Source organism: Tardiphaga sp. 839_C3_N1_4 (genome assembly GCF_051811045.1).
Classification (GTDB): domain Bacteria; phylum Pseudomonadota; class Alphaproteobacteria; order Rhizobiales; family Xanthobacteraceae; genus Tardiphaga.
On the sequence record NZ_JBPWQD010000001.1, the window covers coordinates 110,296 to 130,475 of the forward strand.

18 protein-coding genes and 1 tRNA gene are annotated in these 20,180 nt (G+C 62.1%); 12 read left to right on the forward strand and 7 right to left on the reverse strand.

The features are described from left to right. Positions 1–125: 125 nt before the first annotated feature. Both AB8A38_RS00670 and AB8A38_RS00675 read left to right on the forward strand, forming a co-directional pair. Positions 126–1,460: a hypothetical protein gene (locus tag AB8A38_RS00670; RefSeq protein WP_439084590.1), complete on the forward strand. Its 1,335-nt coding sequence runs from the start codon at positions 126–128 to the stop codon at positions 1,458–1,460. Positions 1,461–1,665: 205 nt separating this feature from the next. Further along, complete coding sequence (locus tag AB8A38_RS00675; RefSeq protein WP_439084591.1) at positions 1,666–2,793, forward strand: serine hydrolase domain-containing protein; 1,128 nt, start codon at positions 1,666–1,668, stop codon at positions 2,791–2,793. 6 nt (positions 2,794–2,799) lie between these two features. Here AB8A38_RS00675 and AB8A38_RS00680 read toward each other — a convergent pair whose 3' ends face one another. Continuing rightward, positions 2,800–3,168, reverse strand: coding sequence for a hypothetical protein (locus AB8A38_RS00680; RefSeq protein ID WP_439084592.1), 369 nt, complete (start codon positions 3,166–3,168; stop codon positions 2,800–2,802). Between the two features lie 156 nt (positions 3,169–3,324). Between AB8A38_RS00680 and AB8A38_RS00685 the strand changes: the two genes are divergently transcribed. Continuing rightward, positions 3,325–3,492 carry a hypothetical protein gene (locus AB8A38_RS00685; protein ID WP_439084593.1) on the forward strand — a complete coding sequence of 56 codons (168 nt, stop codon included), beginning with the start codon at positions 3,325–3,327 and terminating at the stop codon, positions 3,490–3,492. 30 nt (positions 3,493–3,522) lie between these two features. Here AB8A38_RS00685 and AB8A38_RS00690 read toward each other — a convergent pair whose 3' ends face one another. The 3 genes from AB8A38_RS00690 to AB8A38_RS00700 form a co-directional block, all read right to left on the reverse strand. After that, entirely contained in the window at positions 3,523–4,137 is a 615-nt protein-coding gene (locus AB8A38_RS00690; RefSeq protein ID WP_439088441.1) for a hypothetical protein, read from the reverse strand. Between the two features lie 504 nt (positions 4,138–4,641). Further along, on the reverse strand, positions 4,642–5,370 hold the full coding sequence (locus AB8A38_RS00695; protein ID WP_439084594.1) for a YkgJ family cysteine cluster protein: 729 nt from the start codon (positions 5,368–5,370) through the stop codon (positions 4,642–4,644). An 84-nt stretch (positions 5,371–5,454) separates the two neighbouring features. Beyond that, a complete protein-coding gene (locus tag AB8A38_RS00700) occupies positions 5,455–6,126 on the reverse strand; it encodes a TetR/AcrR family transcriptional regulator (RefSeq protein WP_439084595.1) in 672 nt (223 codons plus the stop codon). A 270-nt stretch (positions 6,127–6,396) separates the two neighbouring features. Here AB8A38_RS00700 and AB8A38_RS00705 point away from each other — a divergent pair, with 270 nt between their 5' ends. The 4 genes from AB8A38_RS00705 (at position 6,397) to AB8A38_RS00720 (ending at position 10,819) form a co-directional block, all read left to right on the forward strand. Further along, positions 6,397–7,632 (forward strand): acyl-CoA dehydrogenase family protein, encoded by a 1,236-nt coding sequence (locus AB8A38_RS00705; RefSeq protein WP_068731553.1) that lies wholly within the window; start codon positions 6,397–6,399, stop codon positions 7,630–7,632. 22 nt (positions 7,633–7,654) lie between these two features. Beyond that, positions 7,655–8,716: a phosphotransferase family protein gene (locus AB8A38_RS00710; protein ID WP_315842731.1), complete on the forward strand. Its 1,062-nt coding sequence runs from the start codon at positions 7,655–7,657 to the stop codon at positions 8,714–8,716. Positions 8,717–8,833: 117 nt separating this feature from the next. Continuing rightward, entirely contained in the window at positions 8,834–9,745 is a 912-nt protein-coding gene (locus AB8A38_RS00715) for a DMT family transporter (protein WP_439084596.1), read from the forward strand. Between the two features lie 162 nt (positions 9,746–9,907). Then, positions 9,908–10,819 (forward strand): DMT family transporter, encoded by a 912-nt coding sequence (locus tag AB8A38_RS00720; protein ID WP_439084597.1) that lies wholly within the window; start codon positions 9,908–9,910, stop codon positions 10,817–10,819. Between the two features lie 33 nt (positions 10,820–10,852). Here the strand turns inward: AB8A38_RS00720 and AB8A38_RS00725 are convergent, their stop codons facing one another. Continuing rightward, the gene (locus AB8A38_RS00725; protein ID WP_089264739.1) at positions 10,853–11,638 is read right to left on the reverse strand and encodes an SDR family NAD(P)-dependent oxidoreductase; all 786 of its coding nucleotides are present in this window, start codon (positions 11,636–11,638) and stop codon (positions 10,853–10,855) included. 135 nt (positions 11,639–11,773) lie between these two features. Here AB8A38_RS00725 and AB8A38_RS00730 point away from each other — a divergent pair, with 135 nt between their 5' ends. Further along, positions 11,774–12,511 (forward strand): histidine phosphatase family protein, encoded by a 738-nt coding sequence (locus AB8A38_RS00730; RefSeq protein WP_120293136.1) that lies wholly within the window; start codon positions 11,774–11,776, stop codon positions 12,509–12,511. A gap of 43 nt (positions 12,512–12,554) precedes the next feature. Further along, positions 12,555–13,322, forward strand: coding sequence for an SDR family NAD(P)-dependent oxidoreductase (locus AB8A38_RS00735; RefSeq protein WP_315842726.1), 768 nt, complete (start codon positions 12,555–12,557; stop codon positions 13,320–13,322). A gap of 189 nt (positions 13,323–13,511) precedes the next feature. On the opposite strand, the gene AB8A38_RS00740 is transcribed toward AB8A38_RS00735, so the two are convergent. After that, a complete protein-coding gene (locus AB8A38_RS00740; RefSeq protein ID WP_439084598.1) occupies positions 13,512–14,735 on the reverse strand; it encodes a serine hydrolase domain-containing protein in 1,224 nt (407 codons plus the stop codon). Between the two features lie 174 nt (positions 14,736–14,909). Between AB8A38_RS00740 and tuf the strand changes: the two genes are divergently transcribed. Both tuf and AB8A38_RS00750 read left to right on the forward strand, forming a co-directional pair. After that, on the forward strand, positions 14,910–16,100 hold the full coding sequence (gene tuf / locus AB8A38_RS00745; protein WP_315842708.1) for an elongation factor Tu: 1,191 nt from the start codon (positions 14,910–14,912) through the stop codon (positions 16,098–16,100). Positions 16,101–16,250: 150 nt separating this feature from the next. Further along, positions 16,251–16,326 (forward strand) — tRNA-Trp (locus AB8A38_RS00750). 70 nt (positions 16,327–16,396) lie between these two features. Here AB8A38_RS00750 and AB8A38_RS00755 read toward each other — a convergent pair. Further along, entirely contained in the window at positions 16,397–17,548 is a 1,152-nt protein-coding gene (locus AB8A38_RS00755) for a GGDEF domain-containing protein (protein ID WP_439084599.1), read from the reverse strand. Between the two features lie 324 nt (positions 17,549–17,872). On the opposite strand from AB8A38_RS00755, the gene AB8A38_RS00760 reads away from it, so the two are divergent. Then, positions 17,873–20,014 (forward strand): hypothetical protein, encoded by a 2,142-nt coding sequence (locus AB8A38_RS00760; RefSeq protein WP_439084600.1) that lies wholly within the window; start codon positions 17,873–17,875, stop codon positions 20,012–20,014. Positions 20,015–20,180 lie beyond the last annotated feature (166 nt).

Sequence of the window (20,180 nt, forward strand, 5' to 3'; positions counted from 1 at the left end):
TATTCGTCGCAGCAGCACAGGCGATTCAGAAACCCTGTGATTCCGAGTTGCGGACGCTCTTTGGCGCGATCCTTGTCCTTGCTGTCATCCCCAAGTTGCGGGAAGGTGAGACGGGGAGAGCGAGCATGGCATTTGACGTCCACGGAAACTTCCATGTCAAAAATTTCCTTGAAGCGATTAGTCCTTGGGAGTCGGGATATCGTGAGAATTCGTTTGCGTATCTCGCCACTCGCTCGGGTGCGGATTTCGTGCTGGTTCAAGGCATGCTGTGGCTCAGCTCCTTTCCATCGAAAATGCCCTTCACTCATTTTCAGTCTGAAAACCTGAGGGCCGGTCACTTTCGTCTCTCAGACGTAGGTAAAACGTTTCAAGAAGTAATCAGCAGGCTTAGTGAAGGTGCGTTGGACACGCCACACGGGCCGCTGATATTTCCACAAACGCCCCCCTCCCACCGAACAGCTTTCACGCCGCTTCATCCCGCGGCACTACAGGCCCAATCACGGCTGAATGTCTTGAAGATCACGGGGGCTGCGCAGCTACTATCTGCGGGACCGAGCGTCTTGGATTGGGAACTGCGAAGCTCGCCTATCCCGTTCGACTCTATCCAAGAGCTTCTCTCTGAATATCGCCTAGGCGGCTTATTTACGGACTTCATAACAGTCGAAGTCATTGCTACCGACGTCATGGGTTTCGATGGCGATTCATGTCGAATTGTTGAAGACAAGGCGCAGATCACAATTCGACTAGCCGACACCCTAGACACTAGTAAAGCCTCGGTTGGCTATCGGGAGATCGCGCCCGGCGAAGTCAAGCGCGGATCACTTGTCGGCGCACAATTTGCGTGGACGCAGGAGGCGGGAAGACAAGTTGGGAAGTTCGAGCTTGACGTAAAGAAGGCGGCAATCTTGCATTGCTATGCAATATACAATGGCGTTGCACAGACTCACTGGTTCATCACTGATCCCACAACATCGCAAAACTCAAGGCGCGTTGTAGTCGAGACATTTGATCCGGGTCTTGCCATTCTTACCGAATTTATGGCGCGGTCCCGTGGCAAAAGTTACGACGCTCGGGATTTGGAGGTCGCCATTGCTTGGATGTTTTGGATGCTAGGCTTTGGAACTATTCAGTTAGGGACAACGGCGCGCACACAAGATTTCTCCGACATCGTTCTTGTTACGCCGCAGGGACACCTAGCGATTGTAGAGTGCACCACTGGCTTGCTCAAGACTGAGAACAAACTAGCGAAGTTGGTGTCGCGCCACGCCGCCCTGCGGTCCCGTCTCGATCAATCTAATAGTGGTCATCTCAAGCTACTCCCGATCATGGTCTCGACGCTGGCTCGTGCGGAACTGCAAGCAGACCTTGAAAATGCTGAGCGTTTGGGCGTGCTCGTTCTGGCGCGTGAGCAGCTCGATCAAATCGGTCCCTCGGTCGGTGGTGGCGAGCAACGCGGATGACTTGTTTCAAGAGGCAGAAAAACGCGTTCAGAGCGCACAACAGGCGTTCAATGCGAAGGCGGTTGCGGACACTGAGCCTGAGCTGCCCTTCAAGCCGGACGAGGTGACTCAGCGGCCGGTCAATGCGGATGGCGGCTAGGGTTGCCCCCGCATCCCATCCGGTCAATAACCGTGGCGCGTCATCCAAAGCGAGCCTGATATCTCCATGACTGATTCACGTTATTTTCCCACAAGCGCAAACGCCTGGGACAAAATCGATCCGCGCGCGGCCGGCTATGCGCCGGACAGACTCGCTGCTGCCGTTGCGTTTGCGCAGGCCAATGAAACGCCGTGGCCGCGCGGCTTCTATTACGACGACGGCCGCTACGCGCCGAATGTGGACTGGAATGAGACCGGGCCATGGAGCGCGGTGCTCGGGCCGGTGCGCGAGCGCGGCGGGTCGGCGGGCATGGTGCTGCAAAATGGTCGCGTGCTGGCGGCGTGGGGTGAGATCGCGCGGGCGGATATGACCTTCTCCATCGCCAAGAGCTATCTCGCCGTGCTGACGGGCCTCGCGCTGGATGACGGGCTGATCGGGGATATCGACGAGCCCGTGGCCACGCGCGTGCCTGGGCCGCTGTTTGCGGATGCGCATAATGCTGACATCACCTGGCGGCATCTGCTGCAACAGACCAGCGAATGGCGCGGCGAGCTGTTCGGCAAGCCGGACCAGATCGATCACAACCGTCTGGTCGCGCCGAATGCCGACAACAGCCGCAAGGGCGAGCTGCGGGAGTGGCAAACGCCGGGCAGCTTCTACGAATATAACGATGTCCGCGTGAACCTGCTGTCGCTCTGCCTGCTGAATCTGTTCAAGCGGCCGCTGCCGGATGTGCTGCGTGCGCGCATCATGGATCCGATCGGCGCGTCCAAGGACTGGGAGTGGGTTGGCTACGAGAATTCCTTTGTCGAGATCGACGGCCAGCGGATGCAGTCGGTGCCGGGCGGCGGACATTGGGGCGGCGGGATGTTCATCGGCGCGGAGGACCATGCGCGCTTCGGCCTCTTGATGGCGCGCGGCGGCGACTGGAATGGCCAGCGGCTGCTCTCGCAAAGCTGGGTCGATGCCATGTGGGCGCAGTCGTCGCAGCAGCCGAATTACGGTTTCCTGTGGTGGCTGAACCGCGGGCCGCATGCCAACAAGGCCGCGCCGGAGACGGCGGTCTATGCGCTCGGCGCCGGCGGCAACATGATCTGGATCGATTGCGACGCCGACATGATCGCGGTGACGCGGTGGCTCCCCAGCGCGAAGGCGCCGGAATTCATCCGGCAGTTGATCGCGGCGCGGATCTAGGACGCATCATGCCGGCGACGACGCCTGCGCCGCGTCGTCGCTACGGCCCGACAGCCACGAACACAAGCCGGCCGGAATGGCACCAATGAGGCCGAGCGCCAGGGTCTGTTTGCTCCATCCGAGCAGCAAGCCCATCACCAGCACCGTTGCCCCGTAGGTCAGAAGCGTCGTGATGATGACGGCAGGAATGGATGATCTGGCGGCCAGCCAGTCGAGCAGGGCGACGAGCAGCCCGGGCACGATGAAGACGAGATAGATGAGAACCGGCCCTGTGCCGCTGTCCTGCGCCGCGCCCGTCAAGATGTAGGTCACGACGTAGAACGCCGCCGTGGCAATGGCGGGAAACAGCACAAGGAAGATCAGAAACCGCTTCATGACATCGTCTCCAGGACCGTTCGGTCGGTACTGGGTCAGTCCTGAACAGGTTTTCGTTCAACGGACCGAGCGATATCGGTCATCGTCCCCATCGGGACATGCGCCCATGCAACGGATTGCGCGTGGTGGCGTTGGCCCGCAAAGGGAGACATCAAGATGAATGGACGCAAGCCGGCAGAGCAGGGGTCCAAAGATCCGGGCGAAAAGCCGGATCCGCTCACGATCCCTGGCGACCATCCGCCTCCGGAGGATCAGTTCGGCGGCGGCGACATCTGCTCGCCGGAAGCGGAGCCTCCGACCGAAGACGACAAGCCGCTCGACTGATCCTCCTGGCGCAATGCGCGCTTCGCGGGGCTACATCGGCGGCACGACGCCATTGGTGCCGGCGACCACGTTGCCGGTGGAGAGCGTTCCGTCATCCGCCTTCTGTGACGGCACGAACACGGCCGTGCCCGGCTTGAGGTCACCCTGCGCGGCAGCGGCAAAGGTGACGACCGTGGTGTCATCCGCGACCGAGATGGTCTTTTCCTTGCCGTGGAAGGTCACCGTGATGTTGCGGCCGTCGACGTCCTTGACGGCGTTGGTGACGGTGGCGTTGGTCATGGTGCTGTTCGGCTTCAGATCCCAGGGATAGCTGCCTTCGCCGGTGCCCTTCATGCCCGCCGGGAAGATCAGGACTTCGAGGGCGCCGTCGCCGCCGCGCGATTTCGGAAGCGAGGCGATGCCGACAAAGTCGCCGGGCTTGATGTCGTTGAGCGAGGCCTTGGCGACGCCGGTGACTTTCCAGTTGTCGTTCAGCTTGATCGCGGTCGAATTGCCCTCGCGGGTTTTGACCGTCAGCTTCGCGCCGTCGACGCTCTCGACGGTGCCGCGCACGCGAACCGTCTCGGCTGCGCTTGCGGCGGAAATGGTGGCTGCACTCAGCAGGGCAATGCCCAGCCCGGCGATTACAGCAGAAAACGCTCTCATATTTCGTCCTTTCACGTGACGCTCTGGCTTGGTGCCGACAGAGTTACGTTCGGGGATCGCGATGATTACGTGGGTGAGGATCACGACGCAGTGATCGGGAACGCGGCTGCGCGGTTGCAGCCTCATTTCAGCTGCCAGGTGATTATCGGAACGATTTTGCCTTGCGCTGCTTGCTCAGGTCGGAGAGGTTCGAACTATGACCATCATGTCAAAGAGAGCTGCGCTACTCATCCTGGCTGCCGTTGCTGAACTCGCGCTCGCTGATGCTGCATCTGCCCGAGGCGGTGCCAGTAACATTATGAACTCGCCGGGCTACCAGCGCCGACTGCAGGAATCCCGCGGCTACGTCACAAACCAATCGGGCTCGATCTTTCCAAAGCCAACTGCCTCTGCGCCAGTCCACCACGCACGGAAATGGCGGCGCCGATAGCCGGTGGCAGAGCGGGCGTCAGCCCCTGGACGATGTCGGGTGAACTGGTCGTGAGCGAGGTCGCGCATTCGCCATCACGAGCCGGTATGGCGCTTCGCTTCCAGTGCAGGCCCAGCGATGGCGCCCATTTCATCCAGCAGCGCCTGCGCCAATCCCTTCTGCGCATCCGGCAGGCCGCGATTTCGCGCTGCTTGCTCCAGCGCGAAGGTCGCTTCCATGTGAATGCGGAAATGCGCGGCGTTCTGTTCGACACCGGTGCCTTCAGGCACGTCGCCGAACACCACGTCGTGGCAGCGCGCCACCGAGCGCGACGTAAAGGCACGGCAGGTCAGCGGGCGGACCTCGTAGACCGTGCAGCGGTTGTCGGCGCCGAGCAGCGCGCAGCGCATGCGGAGTTTCATGACGTCGGCGGCGTCGCGTGCGGCAGCCGCGGCGACTTCGAGGCGGGCGCGCAGTGCCGCCTGTTCGTCCGGCGCGAAATGCGCGGCGATATGCTGCGCCATCACCGTCGCAGTGCCGGGCGGCACCTGGACATAGAGATGACAGCAGGCGGCGCAGCCGCCGGTGCAGGCATTGCCGGGCTGGTTCGGGATGTTGTCGCGAATGGCTGCGGTGGCGGCGTCCGCGATGGCGGTCGCGTCGCGCGCGGCATCCGCGATGCTGTCCGCCTGTTCGAAGGCGACGCCATAGGCAGCGCGCAGATTGCCGAAAATGCCCTCATAGCGGCCGGACAGCGAGCGCATCAGCGTGCCCACTTCCGCGATATTGTCCGACACGAAGTCGATGGCGTCCTGTGCGCTCATGCTGGGGTCCCGATCCGCTCCCGGAATACGCTGCGAATCGGCGGGACGTCACCAGCAATCTGAAGCGGGAACCGGGCTTATGGTTCAGGCGCGCGCTTTCGCCTTGGCCGGTTCCTTCAGCGGGGCTTTGGCCGGTTTCCCCATCAGCGCCATGACTGCGACCGCAACCACGCGGTCGGTGATCGCCTGCACATCGTTGAGGTCGCACAGCCCGTCCGACATGCGCGTCAGGCGTTCGCTGTCGCGGATGGTCTGGTGCGCCATGGCCAGCGCGAAATGCAGCGCCCAGAAGATATCGGCGGGATCCTGATCGGGCAGGGACCGGCGCATCGCCGCGGCGAAGCGCTTGAGGTGATCGACCTCGCGGTTCTTGATCTTGCGGATCGGCGGCACGGATTCGATCGAGGCGCGGATCATGAAGCGCGCGGCATCCGAGCGCTGCTTCTCGGGGCCGAGGCAGCCGCGCAGCGTCGGACCGACGAGGGCGGCAAAGATCGCATGGATGTCAGCACGGCCGTCGCCGGCTTCTTCCGCCGCCTTCAATTCGCGTAGGCGCTCGCGATTGGTGGCGAGGCTGCGCGTCACGAACAGTTCGGCGATCAGTTCGTCCTTGCTGCCGAAATGATAATTCACCGCCGCGAGATTGACGTCCGCTGCGGCCACGATGTCGCGCATGGTCACATCCGCAAAACCGCGTTCGGCATAGAGCCGTTCGGCTGCGGTGATGATCGCCGTCCGTGTGTGGTCTGCTGCCATGCGATCGTCCTGATCAAAACCGGTCCTTTTGCAACATGGCCCCATGCAAGCGGCGCGGATCGGGGTCATTGCATTTCAAACGCGTGTATGAAACTATCGTTTGAGCGTCGGGAAATGTCAATGTGCGCCTGATGGCATATTGCATCTGCTCAACGCCATCGCCCCCGCGCGGATCTGTGCCGCATCAGCAGAGACAAATTTGCTCTTGCGGTGATCCAGCGACGGGACAACAGTGCCGCCAACAATTCTAAAAAACGCGAGGATCGCCCCATGGATTTCAATATGTCGGACCGCCAGCGCGAATGGCTCGAGCGCGTGTCCTCCTTCATGACCAAGCATGTCCGCCCCGCCGTGCCGATCTATCGTCAGCAGGACGAAGCGGGCGAGCGCTGGAAGGTGATCCCGATTGTCGAGGAATTGAAGAAGAAGGCGAAGGCCGAAGGCCTGTGGAACATGTTCATGCCGCCGTCGTCGCATGAAGACGACGAATTCCACGGTGCGGGACTGAGCAATCTGGAATATGCGCTGCTCGCCGAACAGATGGGCCATATCGGTTGGGCGTCGGAAGTGTTCAACTGCTCCGCGCCGGACACCGGCAATATGGAAGTGTTCATGCGCTATGGCTCGAAAGAGCATAAGCAGAAGTGGCTGAAGCCGCTGATGAACGGCGAGATCCGCTCCGCCTTCCTGATGACCGAGCCGGATGTCGCGTCGTCGGACGCAACCAATATCGAGACCTCGATCAAGCGCGATGGCGACGAATACGTCATCAACGGCACCAAGTGGTGGTCGTCGGGCATGGGCGATCCGCGCTGCGCCGTGATGATCGTGATGGGCAAGACCGATCCGAGCGCGGCGAAGCATCAGCAGCAGTCGCAGATCCTGGTGCCGCGCGATGCCAAGGGTGTGACAATCGAGAAGATGCTGCCGGTGTTCGGCTTCGACGATGCACCGCACGGCCATGCGCGGGTGAAGCTGGACAATGTCCGCGTGCCTGCCAGCAACATCCTGCTCGGCGAAGGCCGCGGCTTCGAGATCGCGCAGGGCCGTCTCGGTCCGGGCCGTATCCATCACTGCATGCGCACCATCGGCAAGGCCGAGGAAGCGCTGGAGAAAATGGTGCGCCGGCTGTCGTCGCGCACCGCCTTCGGCAAGAAGATCATCGAATATTCGATCTGGGAGCAGCGCATCGCTGAAGCCCGCACCGATATCGAGATGAACCGTCTGCTCTGCCTCAAGGCCGCCGACATGATGGACAAGGTCGGCAACAAGACCGCCCAGCTCGAAATCGCGATGATCAAGGTCTCCGGCCCGAATATGGCGCTGAAGATCATCGACAATGCGATCCAGGCTTACGGCGCCGCCGGCGTGTCCGACGATGCGGGTCTCGCCCGTGACTATGCGTCGATGCGCACCATGCGTCTCGCCGACGGTCCGGACGAGGTGCACAACCGTGCCATTGCGCGGCTCGAACTGCGCAAGTATGCCAATGAGTCGAAGCACTAAGAAACGCTAAGCGGAGACTGACGTGACCGATGGTGTGAAGCGCGACGACGAGTATAACGGCACGAGGCCAGTCGAGGAGCGGCATCGCTTCGACGAGATGAGCCTCGAGGCCTGGATGCGCGAGCATGTGGAAGGCTATGAGGGACCGCTGACTGTCCTGCAGTTCAAGGGCGGACAAAGCAACCCGACCTATCGGCTGAATACGCCGAAGCAGTCCTACGTGATGCGGCGCAAGCCGTTCGGCAAGCTTCTGCCATCGGCGCACGCCGTCGATCGCGAATACAAGGTGATCGCGGCATTGGGCAAGCAGGGCTTCCCGGTCGCCAAGGCCTACGCACTCTGCACCGATGACAATGTCATCGGTTCGGCGTTCTACATCATGTCGATGGAAGACGGCCGGATCTTCTGGGACCCGGCGCTGCCAACGGTGCCGAAGGAAGATCGCCGCGCGATCTTCACCGCGAAGATCGAGACGCTGGCGCAACTGCACAGCTACGATCCCGAGAAAATCGGGCTCGGCGATTTCGGTCGTCCCGGCAATTACTTTTCCCGTCAGGTCGATCGCTGGACCAAGCAGTATCGCGCCTCCGAGACGCAGCTCATTCCGGAAATGGAGCGGCTGATCGAATGGCTGCCGACCTCCGTTCCGGAGCAGGAGCGGGTGTCGGTGGTGCATGGCGACTACCGCATCGACAACATGGTGTTCCATACGACGCAGCCGAAGGTGCAGGCGGTGCTCGACTGGGAGCTGTCGACATTGGGCGATCCGATGGCCGACTTCACTTATCTTTTGATGCAGTGGATCATGCCGGGCCTCGACGGGCTCGACTTCAAGGCGCTCAACATCCCGACCATGGATGAGGCCGCCAGGATCTATTGCGACAAGGCCGGCCGCAAGAGCGTGCCGGATCTGAACTGGTACTATTGCTACAACCTGTTCCGGCTCACCGGCATTCTGCAGGGTATTGCCGGCCGTGTTCGCGATGGCACCGCGTCGTCCGCTAAGGCGATGGAGTCTGCCAAGCGCACCGTGCCGCTGGCGCAGGCGTCGTGGAAATATGCGCAGCTCGCCGGCGCGAAATAGACCATAGGAGGCGCGACCGACTGGGGATCGCGCCTCTTTCATGATCGCTTCAGAGATGCCCCGCTAAGAGGGCCGGCCGCAGCAAGTGCTGCTGCGTCGATCGACCTGGAAACGCACTTGCCTCTCTCTCCCAATCTTCGCGGCAGCGTGCTGATGGCCACGGCCATGGCCGGCTTCAGCCTCAACGACGCCCTCACGAAATTCCTGACGCTGCACATGAACTTCGGCCAGGTGATGCTGGTGCGCGGTTTGTTCGCTGTCGTGCTGATCGGCGCGCTCGCCACCCAGCAGAAGGCACTGCGTCCGCTGCGCATCCTGTTCGTACCGTCTGTGGCGCTGCGCGTATTCGGCGAGATCGGCGGCACCGTGACTTTTCTGGCGTCGCTCGCACATCTACCCCTTGCGAACGTATCGTCGATCTTTCAATCGCTGCCACTCGCGATCACGCTCGGTGCGGCACTTATCTTCGGTGAGCAGGTGGGCTGGCGACGCTGGCTGGCGATCGCCGCGGGCTTCGTCGGCGTTCTCATTGTGGTCCGGCCCGGCGTGGAGGGATTCAACCAGTTTTCGCTGCTGGCGCTGTTGTCGGTCGCGTTCTGTACCGTGCGCGATCTCGCGACCAAGCGCATTCCGACCGAAATCCCTTCACTGTTCGTCACGTTGTTGACGACCATCGTTGTGACGATCGTTGGCGCCATCCTGCTCGTTCCGCTGGGCGGCTGGACGCCACCCTCGAACCGGTCGCTCGGCCTGCTGGCGCTCGCTGCTGTGCTGGTGCTGATTGGATATCAGTGCGTGATCCTGGCGCTGCGCGCCGGCGATATCTCCGCTGTTGCGCCGTTCCGGTACTCGCAACTGCTGTGGGCCATGTTGCTTGGCTACCTCGTGTTCGGTGATGTGCCCGACGGCCCGATGGTTCTCGGCGCGTCGGTGATCGTGCTGTCCGGTCTTTATGCGTTCCATCGCGAGCGTGTTCGCAACCGGTTGCCGGCGGCCAGTGCGCCGAGCATGCCGCCGGATGGGTTGTAGGCTTGGCGCCGGGCCATCAGGCCAGCGCGCAGTGAATGGCAGGGACGCGTGAGCCATCTGGCTCGCTTGTCCGTTTTGGTGCAGATGACGCGCAATCATTTGGCCTGAGTCTTGCTCTGTTCAGAGTCTGTCTGCTCTGACCGTAACTCACCCAGGATTGTCTTGCCTCTCTCTCCCAATCTGCGCGGCAGCCTGCTGATGGCTGTCTCCATGGCTACTTTCAGCATCAACGACGCCATTGCCAAATTCCTCACCGTGCAGATGCATTTCAGCCAGGTCATGATGCTGCGCGGGCTGTTTGCCAGCGTCATGATCGGTGCGCTGGCGGCGCATCAGGGCGCGCTGCGGCCGCTGCGGCTGCTGTTCGTGCCGTCAGTGGCGCTGCGCATCTCCGGGGAGATCGGCGGCTCGGCGCTGTTCCTGGTCGCGGTCAGCGCGCTACCGCTCGCCAATGTGACCGCCATCGTTCAATCGCTGCCGCTGGTGATGACCTGCGGCGCCGTGCTGATCCTGGGCGAACCGGTGGGGTGGCGGCGATGGCTGGCGATTGCCGCGGGCTTCATTGGCGTGCTGATCATCGTGCGGCCGGGTGCCGAGGGGTTCAGCCAGTTCACTTTGGTGGCGCTGCTATCGGTGTTGTTCTACGCCACGCGCGATCTCGTCACCAAACGCATCCCGGCCGAGATTCCCACGCTGTTCGTGACCTTTCTCACCGCCGTTGCGGTGACCCTGGCAGGCGCAGTGTTCACCCTGCTGCACGGGGACTGGAGCGTGCCATCCGTTCATCTGCTCGCCCTCCTTGCGCTGGCGGCCGTGATGACGCTGATCGGATTCCAGTGCGTCATCCTCGCGCTGCGCGTCGGCGACGTCTCGTCGGTCGCGCCGATGCGCTATTCGCAGATGCTCTACGCGATGCTGCTGGGCTATCTGGTCTTCGGTGACGTGCCCGACGCCATGATGGTGCTCGGCGCGAGCGTGATCGTACTGTCCGGCATCTACACGTTCCACCGCGAGCGCGTGCGCGACCGTTTGCTGGCGACGAATTCATCGAACGCTCCGCCGGATGGCGTATAGCGCGGCGATCACGCCGCGCTATAGCGTCCTGTCTTAGATCGGCTTGCCCGCATAGGGCATCGACGCTGTGAGGCCGCCGTCCACCGGGATCGCCTGGCCGTTCACATAGGACGCTTCGTCGCTCGCCAGAAACAATCCCATCGCCGCGAGTTCATGCGGCTGGCCGGCGCGCTTCAGCGGATTGAGCTGGCCGATCTTGCCCTGTGTGCCGCGTTCCTTGGCATTGTCGAAGATCGGCTTGGTCATGCCGGTCTCGATCAGGCCGGGGCATACGGCATTGATGCGCACGCCGGTGCCGGAGAGTGAATAGGCCGTGGTCTGCACCAGGCTGATGACGCCGGCCTTGCTCGACGCATAGGGATGGCCGGAGGCGCCGGACTTCAGGCCTGCGACAGAGGCGGTGAGAACGATGGAGCCATGGCCCTGTTTCACCATATGCGGCATGGAATGTTTGATCGCGAGAAACGGCCCGATCAGATTGATGCGCAGGATCTCCTGCCATTGCTCGACGGTCTGTTCGAGCAGCGGCACGAGGCCGCCCGATACGCCGGCATTGGCCCAGATCGCATCGAGCTTGCCGTATTTTGACAGTGCCTTTTCGACATAGGCTTTCACATCGCTCTCGGAACCGGCATCCGCCGTGATCGCTTCAATGGTGCCGCCGGCATCGCTCACAAGTTTGGCGGTCTCATGCACGCTCTCGCTGCGGTCGACGATGATGAGCTTCGCGCCTTCCAGCGAGAACAGTTGCGCTGCGGCGCGGCCGATGCCGCTGCCTGCGCCGGTGATGATGACGGATTTGCCTGCGAGGCGGCCCATAACTCTCTCCCTGTATGTTTTTTGTGCGGCGTGCCGCCATATGGAATTCAATGATGCGTGCCAAGCTGCGAAGATGCTTGAGGCGCTTCGCGCTCTGACGTAGGACGGATGAAACAGTATTGAAGGGTGGTCACGATGTCCAACGCCGAGAAACCGTTCGTGGCGCAGCATACAGTCCCTCAAGGTGTGACGGCGACGCGGTGGTGGTGGGTGCGACACGCGCCGGTGCGGAGTGACGGCGGCAATATCTACGGCCAGAAGGACATGGACTGCGACTGCAGCGACCGCGTGGTGTTCGATGCGGTCGGCAAGATCCTTCCACGTAATGCCGTCTGGGTCGCCAGCAATCTGAAACGTACGCATCAGACGGCGAGTGCGATCTGGGCCGCAGGATTTCCGAAGCCCGACGCGATGCCGCATGAAGCGGATTTCGCCGAACAGCATCTCGGCGACTGGCAGGGCATGAACCGCGCCGCGTTCTTCGCCAGCCGTCCGATCAATGTCGGCAGTTACTGGTTTGCGCCGATCGACGAGCCATCGCCGAATGGCGAAAGTTTCATGGACCTCTACAACCGTGTGCGCCGTGGCATCGAACGCATCAATGTCGAGCACGCTGGCAAGGATATCATTGCAGTGGCGCATGGCGGCACGATCAAGGCGGCGATCGGCCTCGCGCTCAACGATCAGCCGGATCGTGGCCTCGCTTTCACCATCGACAATTGCTCGGTCACGCGGCTCGATCATCTCGCCAGCGACGGCCACAGCGGCTGGCGCATTCCGATGGTCAACCAGCAGCCCTGGATCGCCGATCCGTCGCATGCAGCGATGCATCAGCCGGCGGGGCCGGAAGTGACGCCGACGAAACTCGCATAAATCAAAAACAAACCGGCATATGCCGGATCAAGGGGAGAGAAACATGAACCTGTTCGACATGACCGGAAAAGTCGCCGTCATCACCGGCTCGACGCGTGGCATCGGCCGCGCCATTGCCGAGCGCATGGCGGAGCACGGCGCCAAGGTGGTGATCTCGTCGCGCAAGCAGGATGTCTGCGACGAGGTGGCGAAGGAGATCAACGCGCAGTTCGGCAAGGGGACTGCGGTGGCGATTGCTGCGAATATCTCCAGCAAGGAAAACCTGCAGAACCTGGTCGATGAAAGCAAGAAGGCTTTCGGCAAGATCGACGTGCTGGTGTGTAACGCTGCGTCGAATCCGTATTACGGGCCGCTGGCGGGCATTTCCGACGATCAGTTCCGCAAGATTCTCGACAACAACATCGTCGCCAACAACTGGCTGACCAGCATGGTCGTGCCCGACATGATTGAACGCAAGGACGGCTCGGTGATCATCGTGTCGTCGATCGGCGGGTTGAAAGGCTCGACGATCCTGGGTGCCTATGCGATCTCGAAAGCGGCTGACATGCAGCTCGCGCGCAATCTCGCCTGCGAATACGGCAAGTTCAATGTTCGTGTGAACTGCATCGCGCCGGGCCTCATCAAGACCGACTTTGCCAAGGCGCTGTGGGACAATCCGGAGAACCTCAAGGCCTCCACCGCACGCTCGCCGCTGCTGCGCATTGGCATCCCCGATGAGATCGCGGGCGCCGCGGTGTTCCTGGGATCGGCAGCCGGGAATTTCATGACCGGGCAGACGATGGTGATCGACGGCGGCGCGACGATTAGCTGAGATCAATCTCGTCGTTCCGGGGCGAGGACGTCGCCGAAGGCGGCGGCCACGAACCTCAGCCACTCCACTTGGAGTGGCGGGGAACCTCGACATGGGAGTCTCCGACAGCGCCAGGCCATGTCGGGATTCCGGGTCTGAGCTTCAGTCGGCTATGCCGACTTACGCTCATCCCGGAATGACGAGTTCTGGTTACTCCACCGCGGCGTAAACCAGGCTCCGGATCAGCGTCCTGAAATATTCCCGCTGGCCGGGTCCTTGCGACATGAACACCGCGAACAGTTCTTCCTGCGGATCAATCCAGAAGAACGTGCCGGCGACGCCGCTCCAGAAGAACTGGCCTTTCGATCCCGCATAGGGCGCGTGACCCTCGTCCGTGCGCACGGCGAAGCCGAGGCCGAAGCTGTGGCCGGGCGGCACGAGATGTGTCTCGAGCTTCACGTTGGGGCTGAGGTGATTGGACGCCATCAGGTGCAGCGTGCGTCTGCCGATCACGCGGTTGCCGTCCAGCGTGCCACCATTGAGCAACATCTGGCAGAAGCGGGCATAGTCCATGGTCTTTGATACGAGGCCGCCGCCGCCGGATTCCATCTTCGGGATTTCCAGGGGATCGAACAACGCGACTTTCTCGCCGGTCCAGGGATCGGTGGGGAAGGGGTGCGCGATGCGATCCTTGTTGGATGCCGCGGTGTGGAAGCCGGTCTCGGCCATCTGCAGCGGTGCCAGAATGTTGTCGGTGAGATAGGAGCCGAGCGACTTGCCGGACACGACCTCGATGACGCGGCCGAGAATGTCGGTGGAGCGGCTGTAATTCCATTCAGAGCCGGGCTGGCAGATCAGCGGCAGGCCCGCGACGATCTTCGCATGTTCTTCATTGGTGATGTCGCGATTGCGCAGATTCGACTTCTGGTACATCCGCTGCACCATGCCGTTGCCGGTGATCTCATAAGAGATGCCCGACGTGTGGCGCAGCAGGTCCTGGATCGTGATCGGGCGCAGCGGCAGCGCCAGTTCAAGCGCGCCGTTGCGCTCGACGCCGACCTTGGTGTCGGCGAATTCGGGGATGTATTTCGCCAGCGGGTCGTTCAGCAGGATATGGCCGTTCTCGACCAGCTGCATGATGCTCAGCGAGACGATCGGCTTGGTCATGGAGAAAATGCGGAACAGGCTATCGCGCGACATCGCGGTCGCGCCGTCCGGCGTCTGCTTGCCGAAGGCCTCGAAATAGCCGATCTGGCCGCGGCGGGAGACCAGCATGGTGACGCCCGGCGTGGTGCCCTTGTCGATCTCGCGCTTGAACGCGTCCGACATGATTTGAAGACGGTTTGATGACAATCCCAGCGTTTCCGGCCGGGCCTGCGGCAGCTCGGGGGTCTCGAGGGAAATGGCGTGTTTTGCGGCAGTTTGGGCGTTCATGGGGGCTCCCGATAGTGCTTTGATTGATCTTGTCATTTGCCGGCTTACATAGGGGGCTCGCCGGCATGGTTGGACGAGCTTGGCCCAGAAGTTCGGGCTTGAACAGGGCCGTTTTCCCTTGTAACCAGCCGCCGGTTTGGTGCTGCGCACGGGCGTGGCTTAACAGGTGGATCTATGGCCAAAGCAAAATTTGAACGTAACAAGCCGCACTGCAATATTGGTACGATCGGTCACGTTGACCACGGCAAGACGTCGCTGACGGCGGCGATCACGAAGGTGCTGGCAGAGTCGGGTGGTGCGACGTTCACCGCTTACGACCAGATCGACAAGGCGCCCGAGGAAAAGGCCCGCGGCATCACCATTTCGACCGCGCACGTCGAATACGAGACCGCCAACCGCCACTACGCCCACGTCGATTGCCCCGGCCACGCCGACTATGTGAAGAACATGATCACGGGTGCCGCGCAGATGGACGGCGCGATCCTGGTCGTGTCGGCTGCCGACGGCCCGATGCCGCAGACCCGCGAGCACATCCTGCTCGCGCGCCAGGTCGGCGTTCCGGCGCTGGTCGTGTTCCTGAACAAGTGCGACATGGTCGACGATCCGGAGCTGCTCGAGCTCGTGGAAATGGAAGTCCGCGAACTGCTCTCGAAGTACGACTTCCCGGGCGACGACATTCCGATCGTCAAGGGTTCGGCACTAGCCGCTCTCGAAAACTCGGACGTTAAGCTCGGCCACGACGCCATTCTCGAACTGATGAAGAACGTCGACAGCTACATCCCGCAGCCGGAGCGTCCGGTTGATCAGCCGTTCCTGATGCCGGTGGAAGACGTGTTCTCGATCTCGGGCCGTGGTACGGTCGTGACCGGCCGCGTCGAGCGCGGCATCGTCAAGGTCGGCGAGGAAATCGAAATCGTCGGCATCCGCGCCACGCAGAAGACGATCTGCACCGGCGTTGAAATGTTCCGCAAGCTGCTCGATCAGGGCCAGGCCGGCGACAACATCGGCGCGCTGCTGCGCGGCACCAAGCGTGAAGACGTCGAGCGCGGCCAGGTGCTGTGCAAGCCGGGTTCGGTGAAGCCGCACACCAAGTTCAAGGCCGAGGCCTACATTCTGACCAAGGAAGAGGGTGGCCGTCACACGCCGTTCTTCACCAACTACCGTCCGCAGTTCTACTTCCGCACCACCGACGTGACCGGTGTGGTGCATCTGCCGGAAGGCACCGAAATGGTGATGCCGGGCGACAACATCGCCATGGAAGTGCACCTGATCGTGCCGATCGCGATGGAAGAGAAGCTGCGCTTCGCCATCCGTGAAGGCGGCCGCACCGTCGGTGCAGGCGTGGTGGCCTCGATCATCGAGTAATCGATACAGGCGGCGGGCAGGGGCTTGTTCCCTTGCCCGCCGTTTTGATTCCGGCGGGATTTGATTTCGGAGGGGGCGCTTCGCCTCTTGCAAATCAGGCGTCGCATATGCTTCAAACGGCGCGGAAATGACGGCGCGCCGTTTTCCTGTAGGGGTGTAGCTCAGTTGGTAGAGTACCGGTCTCCAAAACCGGTTGTCGTAGGTTCGAGCCCTACCGCCCCTGCCATTTTAAGTATTTGAAATATCAATAAATTATGGCCTCGAGGCGCTTTTTCAGGCGAGCCTCCTGTTGCCGGTCAGCTGAACTGCCGCTTTTGCGGCGCTGCCACCACGCGGTCGCGGCCGGTATCCTTGGCTCTGTAGAGCGCAAGGTCGGCGCGCGCCAAAATGTCTTCCGGCGTATCATTGGGCCTGATGGCACTGATCCCGGCGGATATCGTCAGAGTCAGATTCTGCGCAATCGCTGACCAGTTCAGTTCCGTGATCAGGCCGCGCAATCGATCCAGCGTCTGGATCGCAAGATCAATGTCGGTGTCCGGCAGGATCAGCAGAAACTCCTCGCCGCCCTGACGGCCGAACCTGTCGATGGTGCGGATATTCGCGAAGACCGAGATGGCAAAGGCGCGCAGCACTTCGTCGCCGACGGGATGACCGAAGCAGTCGTTGATCTTCTTGAAGTGATCGAGGTCGATGATCGCGATGCAGCAGGTTGTGGCGTTGCGCTGGGCCTTGGCGATCTCGTCGTTCAGGCACTTCATGATGTAGCGCCGGTTCAATGCGCCGGTGAGTTCGTCCAGCTGGGCGAGTTCCTCGATCCGCGCATTGGCGGCCGCGAGGTCGTTGCTGCGACGATACAGCAGTTCGCGCATCGAGCTGCCGTAGAGGCCGGCGCTGGCACAGCGGCCAAGTGCGCTGACGAAACAGGCCAGCGCCAGAGCGCGCTCGGTCGCGGTTGCCATGGGAATGCTGATCGGCTTGTCGGTCATCAGGAAAAGCAGTGCGAGGCCCAGCGTTGCAGTGGACCAGACGATGCCGGTCTGGCGCGCACTCATGCGGAGTGCGGCGAAGCCGAGCACGACGAAAATGATGGAGATGAAGTAGAAGCCGATCTGCGGCACGAGATAGATCGCGCCGATCTGGACGATGATGCTGACGATGGAGAGAGGGACCGTGAGGTACGGGTCCTTGAAACGGTCGTTGACCTGGATCTCCGAGAGATAGGCAGCAATGCCGACCACGGCGAGCCTGATGGCCAGATACACGACCCCCGTCGCCACGGTGGTCACGCCGATCACGGCGTAAAGCAGCAGGATCGTCGCATCGATCAGATAGCTCGACGCCTGCGCGATATAGGCGGTTCGCCGCCGCGCGATCCGCAATACCGAATCCTTGCGGAGGTCCCTCGTGGAGGCGTCGGTTCCCTCGGACAGGGTGGTGATGCTGGTCATTCGCTGATGCCCGTCGCATTGCCGATCAAACAAGCAATCTGCCGATCAAAACATTTAGGTCTGCTAATACATCCACTTACTGGAGTACCTGGGTAGCTTCTCGCGTTTTAGTCTGGCCGCGGGGTTAATGGAATCTGACGATCCGCGGGGCAATTGGCTTAATGGGCTGATGGCCATGTCCGACATCGGCTTTGCCAATCATGCGCGATCGTGCTGCTCCCCGCGTTTCCGTTGCGCTGCGTCCCTGCGGCGTGCGGTCGCGGCGATGAACCTGGCTTGCCGCGCGCGCGACACACCCGTTGGGAATTCAGCCGGAAGTCGAGAATGAAATTACTTGTGACGTTCGTCGTGGGGGCCACGACGTTGCTGTTGTCGTCCTTTGGACATGGTGCTCACGCCGCCGATCTGCTCTGGCAGGTGGAAAGTCCATTTCGCTTCTTCAAGAATGCCGCATCCTTCGCGATGTATGAGCGCGGCTATCCCGCTGCGCGCAACGAGATGGTGCTGCCGCCCGCCGATGTGGTGTGGCGCACCGAGCGGCGGCTGAACGATCCCGATTGCCGCGACATGACCAGCCCGACCAGTTGCGCAGACACCGCGCGGGCGCGCTACGATCGCTCGCGTCTCGGCTGGGCGTCGCAGACCATCGACGCCGTCTGCTACGACAGTCGGCAGGGCCGCTATCTCGCGAGTTGCGACCGGCGTTATTCGTGGGGCACGGCCAAGGAAGATTACGTGCTGCCGGATGCGCATACGGTGTTGATCCGGCTGTCGCCCGAGCGCATTGCCGAAGCTGGCGCGTATGATTGCGTCTGGAGCTGGACGCCGCGGCGGCCGGGCAGCAGGACCGAGACCACGACGCAATCCTGCGCGACGCCGCTCAAGATCACGCGCCTGCCTTATGCCGTCGATCGCAGCCTGTCCGGTGCATCGGTCCAGGTCAAATTGCCCGACGGTCGTACATTGAACGACCCGCAGGTAGTCGTCGAAGATCTGTTCATTGTTGCGCTCGGCGATTCCTTTGCCTCGGGCGAGAGCAATCCTGACGTTCCGGTGACATTCAGCGCCGTCCGCGAGATGGTCTACGATCCGACCCTGATGCGCGAGGAGATGGCGACACGCAGCACCGCCAAGTCGCTGCAGAAATTGACCCCCGCTGCACCGGTGGGAAGTTTCGACTACAAAAACCTGCCGCGGCGCAAGCTCGCCGACGAGGAGCAGGAGCTTTATTTCCCGCTCGCGTCCGCGCAGTTCGACAAGGCTTTCAACGCCGCCAATCCACGCTGGCTCAGCCCCGATTGCCACCGCTCGCAATACGGCTATCCGTTTCGCGTCGGGCTGCAACTCAGTTTGGAAAATCCGCACCGGTCGGTCACGCTGGTCAGCCTGGCCTGTACCGGCTCCGAGGTGACCGAAGGTCTGTTCCTCGAGAAGAAGGCGCGCGAGGGCGCCGGCAACGCGATGGTGCGTTCCCAGCTCGATCAACTCGCCGATCTGATCTGCAAAAGCCCCGCGGGCCGGACGCAGCGAGCGACCTATAACTTGCCGACCTATGCCAGCGGCAGCGTGCAGGTCGCCAATATGCCAGTGACAAAATCCTGGTGTGCGCCGAATGAGCGCAAGCGTCCGATCGACACACTGCTGCTGTCGATCGGCGGCAACGATGTCGGCTTCTCGCCGCTGATGGTCTATGCGATGACCGAATCCGCCGGCGATCTCGCGCCCATCGCGAACCTGCTCGGCAAGCAGATCCGGTTCTCGCCTGCTGTGTCGCGCGCCTACATGGAGCAGCTAGACGAGCGCATGGTGGCGCTGCGCGATGCCTTGCGCGACGGCTTTGGCGTGGCGCCCGCGAAGGTGCTGCAGACGGCTTACGAGCCGATTCAGTTCGACGAGACGGGCGCCTTGTGTGGCACGCAGCCGACGCTCGGCCTCGACGTCCACAAAAAACTGGTGCTTTCGCGTGAGCGGCTGGCAGAGACGGTGAGCTTTCTCAACGATTTCTTCACCCGGACCGCCTGCATCACCAACGGTCGATCAGGCGGCTGCCCGGCGCTAGCCACCGGCGCCGGAACCGGCTTCCAGCTCATCACCGATCACCAGAGCGAATTCACCAAGCGCGGGCTCTGTGCGCGCGATCCGAAGCGGCCGCAGGCGGACGGCGAGGCGATGGCGATGCCGCGGCGCTGGATCGGCAAGGAGGAGTTCACGCCGTATTCGCCGGCCGCCTATCTGCCCTATGCGTCGCGCTGGCGCCTGTTCCGCACCCCGAATGACGCGTTTCTGACCGCAAACGTGCATGCAGTGGGCTTTACCCAGTTCGACATCCTGCAGCCGGTCTATGCGGCCATGTATAGCGGCGCCGTGCACCCGACCGCGGAGGGCCACGCCATCGTGGCCGATCACGTGGTCCGGCACGTCCGGGCGGCGGTTGGCAAGCCGTCGCTGGGGGTGGGCGGGCGCTGATCGGGGTGGTATCAGGGGCGGGCGGGGACCCCGTCTGTCCGGCCCGGATACCTTGACCTTTGGCCCGGTCCGAAGTAGGAAGCTGCACTCGCTGTCGGCCCGGTGACCGGATATCCGACGCGGCAAATTCCCGAACGAACGAGCCCGCTTGGCGGCTCATCCTTGA

Coding starts and splice junctions, on each gene's coding strand:
- AB8A38_RS00670 (WP_439084590.1), top strand. CDS start 126: ATGGCATTTGACGTCCACGGAAACTTCCATGTCAAAAATTTCCTTGAA.
- AB8A38_RS00675 (WP_439084591.1), top strand. CDS start 1,666: ATGACTGATTCACGTTATTTTCCCACAAGCGCAAACGCCTGGGACAAA.
- AB8A38_RS00680 (WP_439084592.1), bottom strand. CDS start 3,168: ATGAAGCGGTTTCTGATCTTCCTTGTGCTGTTTCCCGCCATTGCCACG.
- AB8A38_RS00685 (WP_439084593.1), top strand. CDS start 3,325: ATGAATGGACGCAAGCCGGCAGAGCAGGGGTCCAAAGATCCGGGCGAA.
- AB8A38_RS00690 (WP_439088441.1), bottom strand. CDS start 4,137: ATGAGAGCGTTTTCTGCTGTAATCGCCGGGCTGGGCATTGCCCTGCTG.
- AB8A38_RS00695 (WP_439084594.1), bottom strand. CDS start 5,370: ATGAGCGCACAGGACGCCATCGACTTCGTGTCGGACAATATCGCGGAA.
- AB8A38_RS00700 (WP_439084595.1), bottom strand. CDS start 6,126: ATGGCAGCAGACCACACACGGACGGCGATCATCACCGCAGCCGAACGG.
- AB8A38_RS00705 (WP_068731553.1), top strand. CDS start 6,397: ATGGATTTCAATATGTCGGACCGCCAGCGCGAATGGCTCGAGCGCGTG.
- AB8A38_RS00725 (WP_089264739.1), bottom strand. CDS start 11,638: ATGGGCCGCCTCGCAGGCAAATCCGTCATCATCACCGGCGCAGGCAGC.
- AB8A38_RS00730 (WP_120293136.1), top strand. CDS start 11,774: ATGTCCAACGCCGAGAAACCGTTCGTGGCGCAGCATACAGTCCCTCAA.
- AB8A38_RS00735 (WP_315842726.1), top strand. CDS start 12,555: ATGAACCTGTTCGACATGACCGGAAAAGTCGCCGTCATCACCGGCTCG.
- AB8A38_RS00740 (WP_439084598.1), bottom strand. CDS start 14,735: ATGAACGCCCAAACTGCCGCAAAACACGCCATTTCCCTCGAGACCCCC.
- tuf (WP_315842708.1), top strand. CDS start 14,910: ATGGCCAAAGCAAAATTTGAACGTAACAAGCCGCACTGCAATATTGGT.
- AB8A38_RS00755 (WP_439084599.1), bottom strand. CDS start 17,548: ATGACCAGCATCACCACCCTGTCCGAGGGAACCGACGCCTCCACGAGG.
- AB8A38_RS00760 (WP_439084600.1), top strand. CDS start 17,873: ATGAAATTACTTGTGACGTTCGTCGTGGGGGCCACGACGTTGCTGTTG.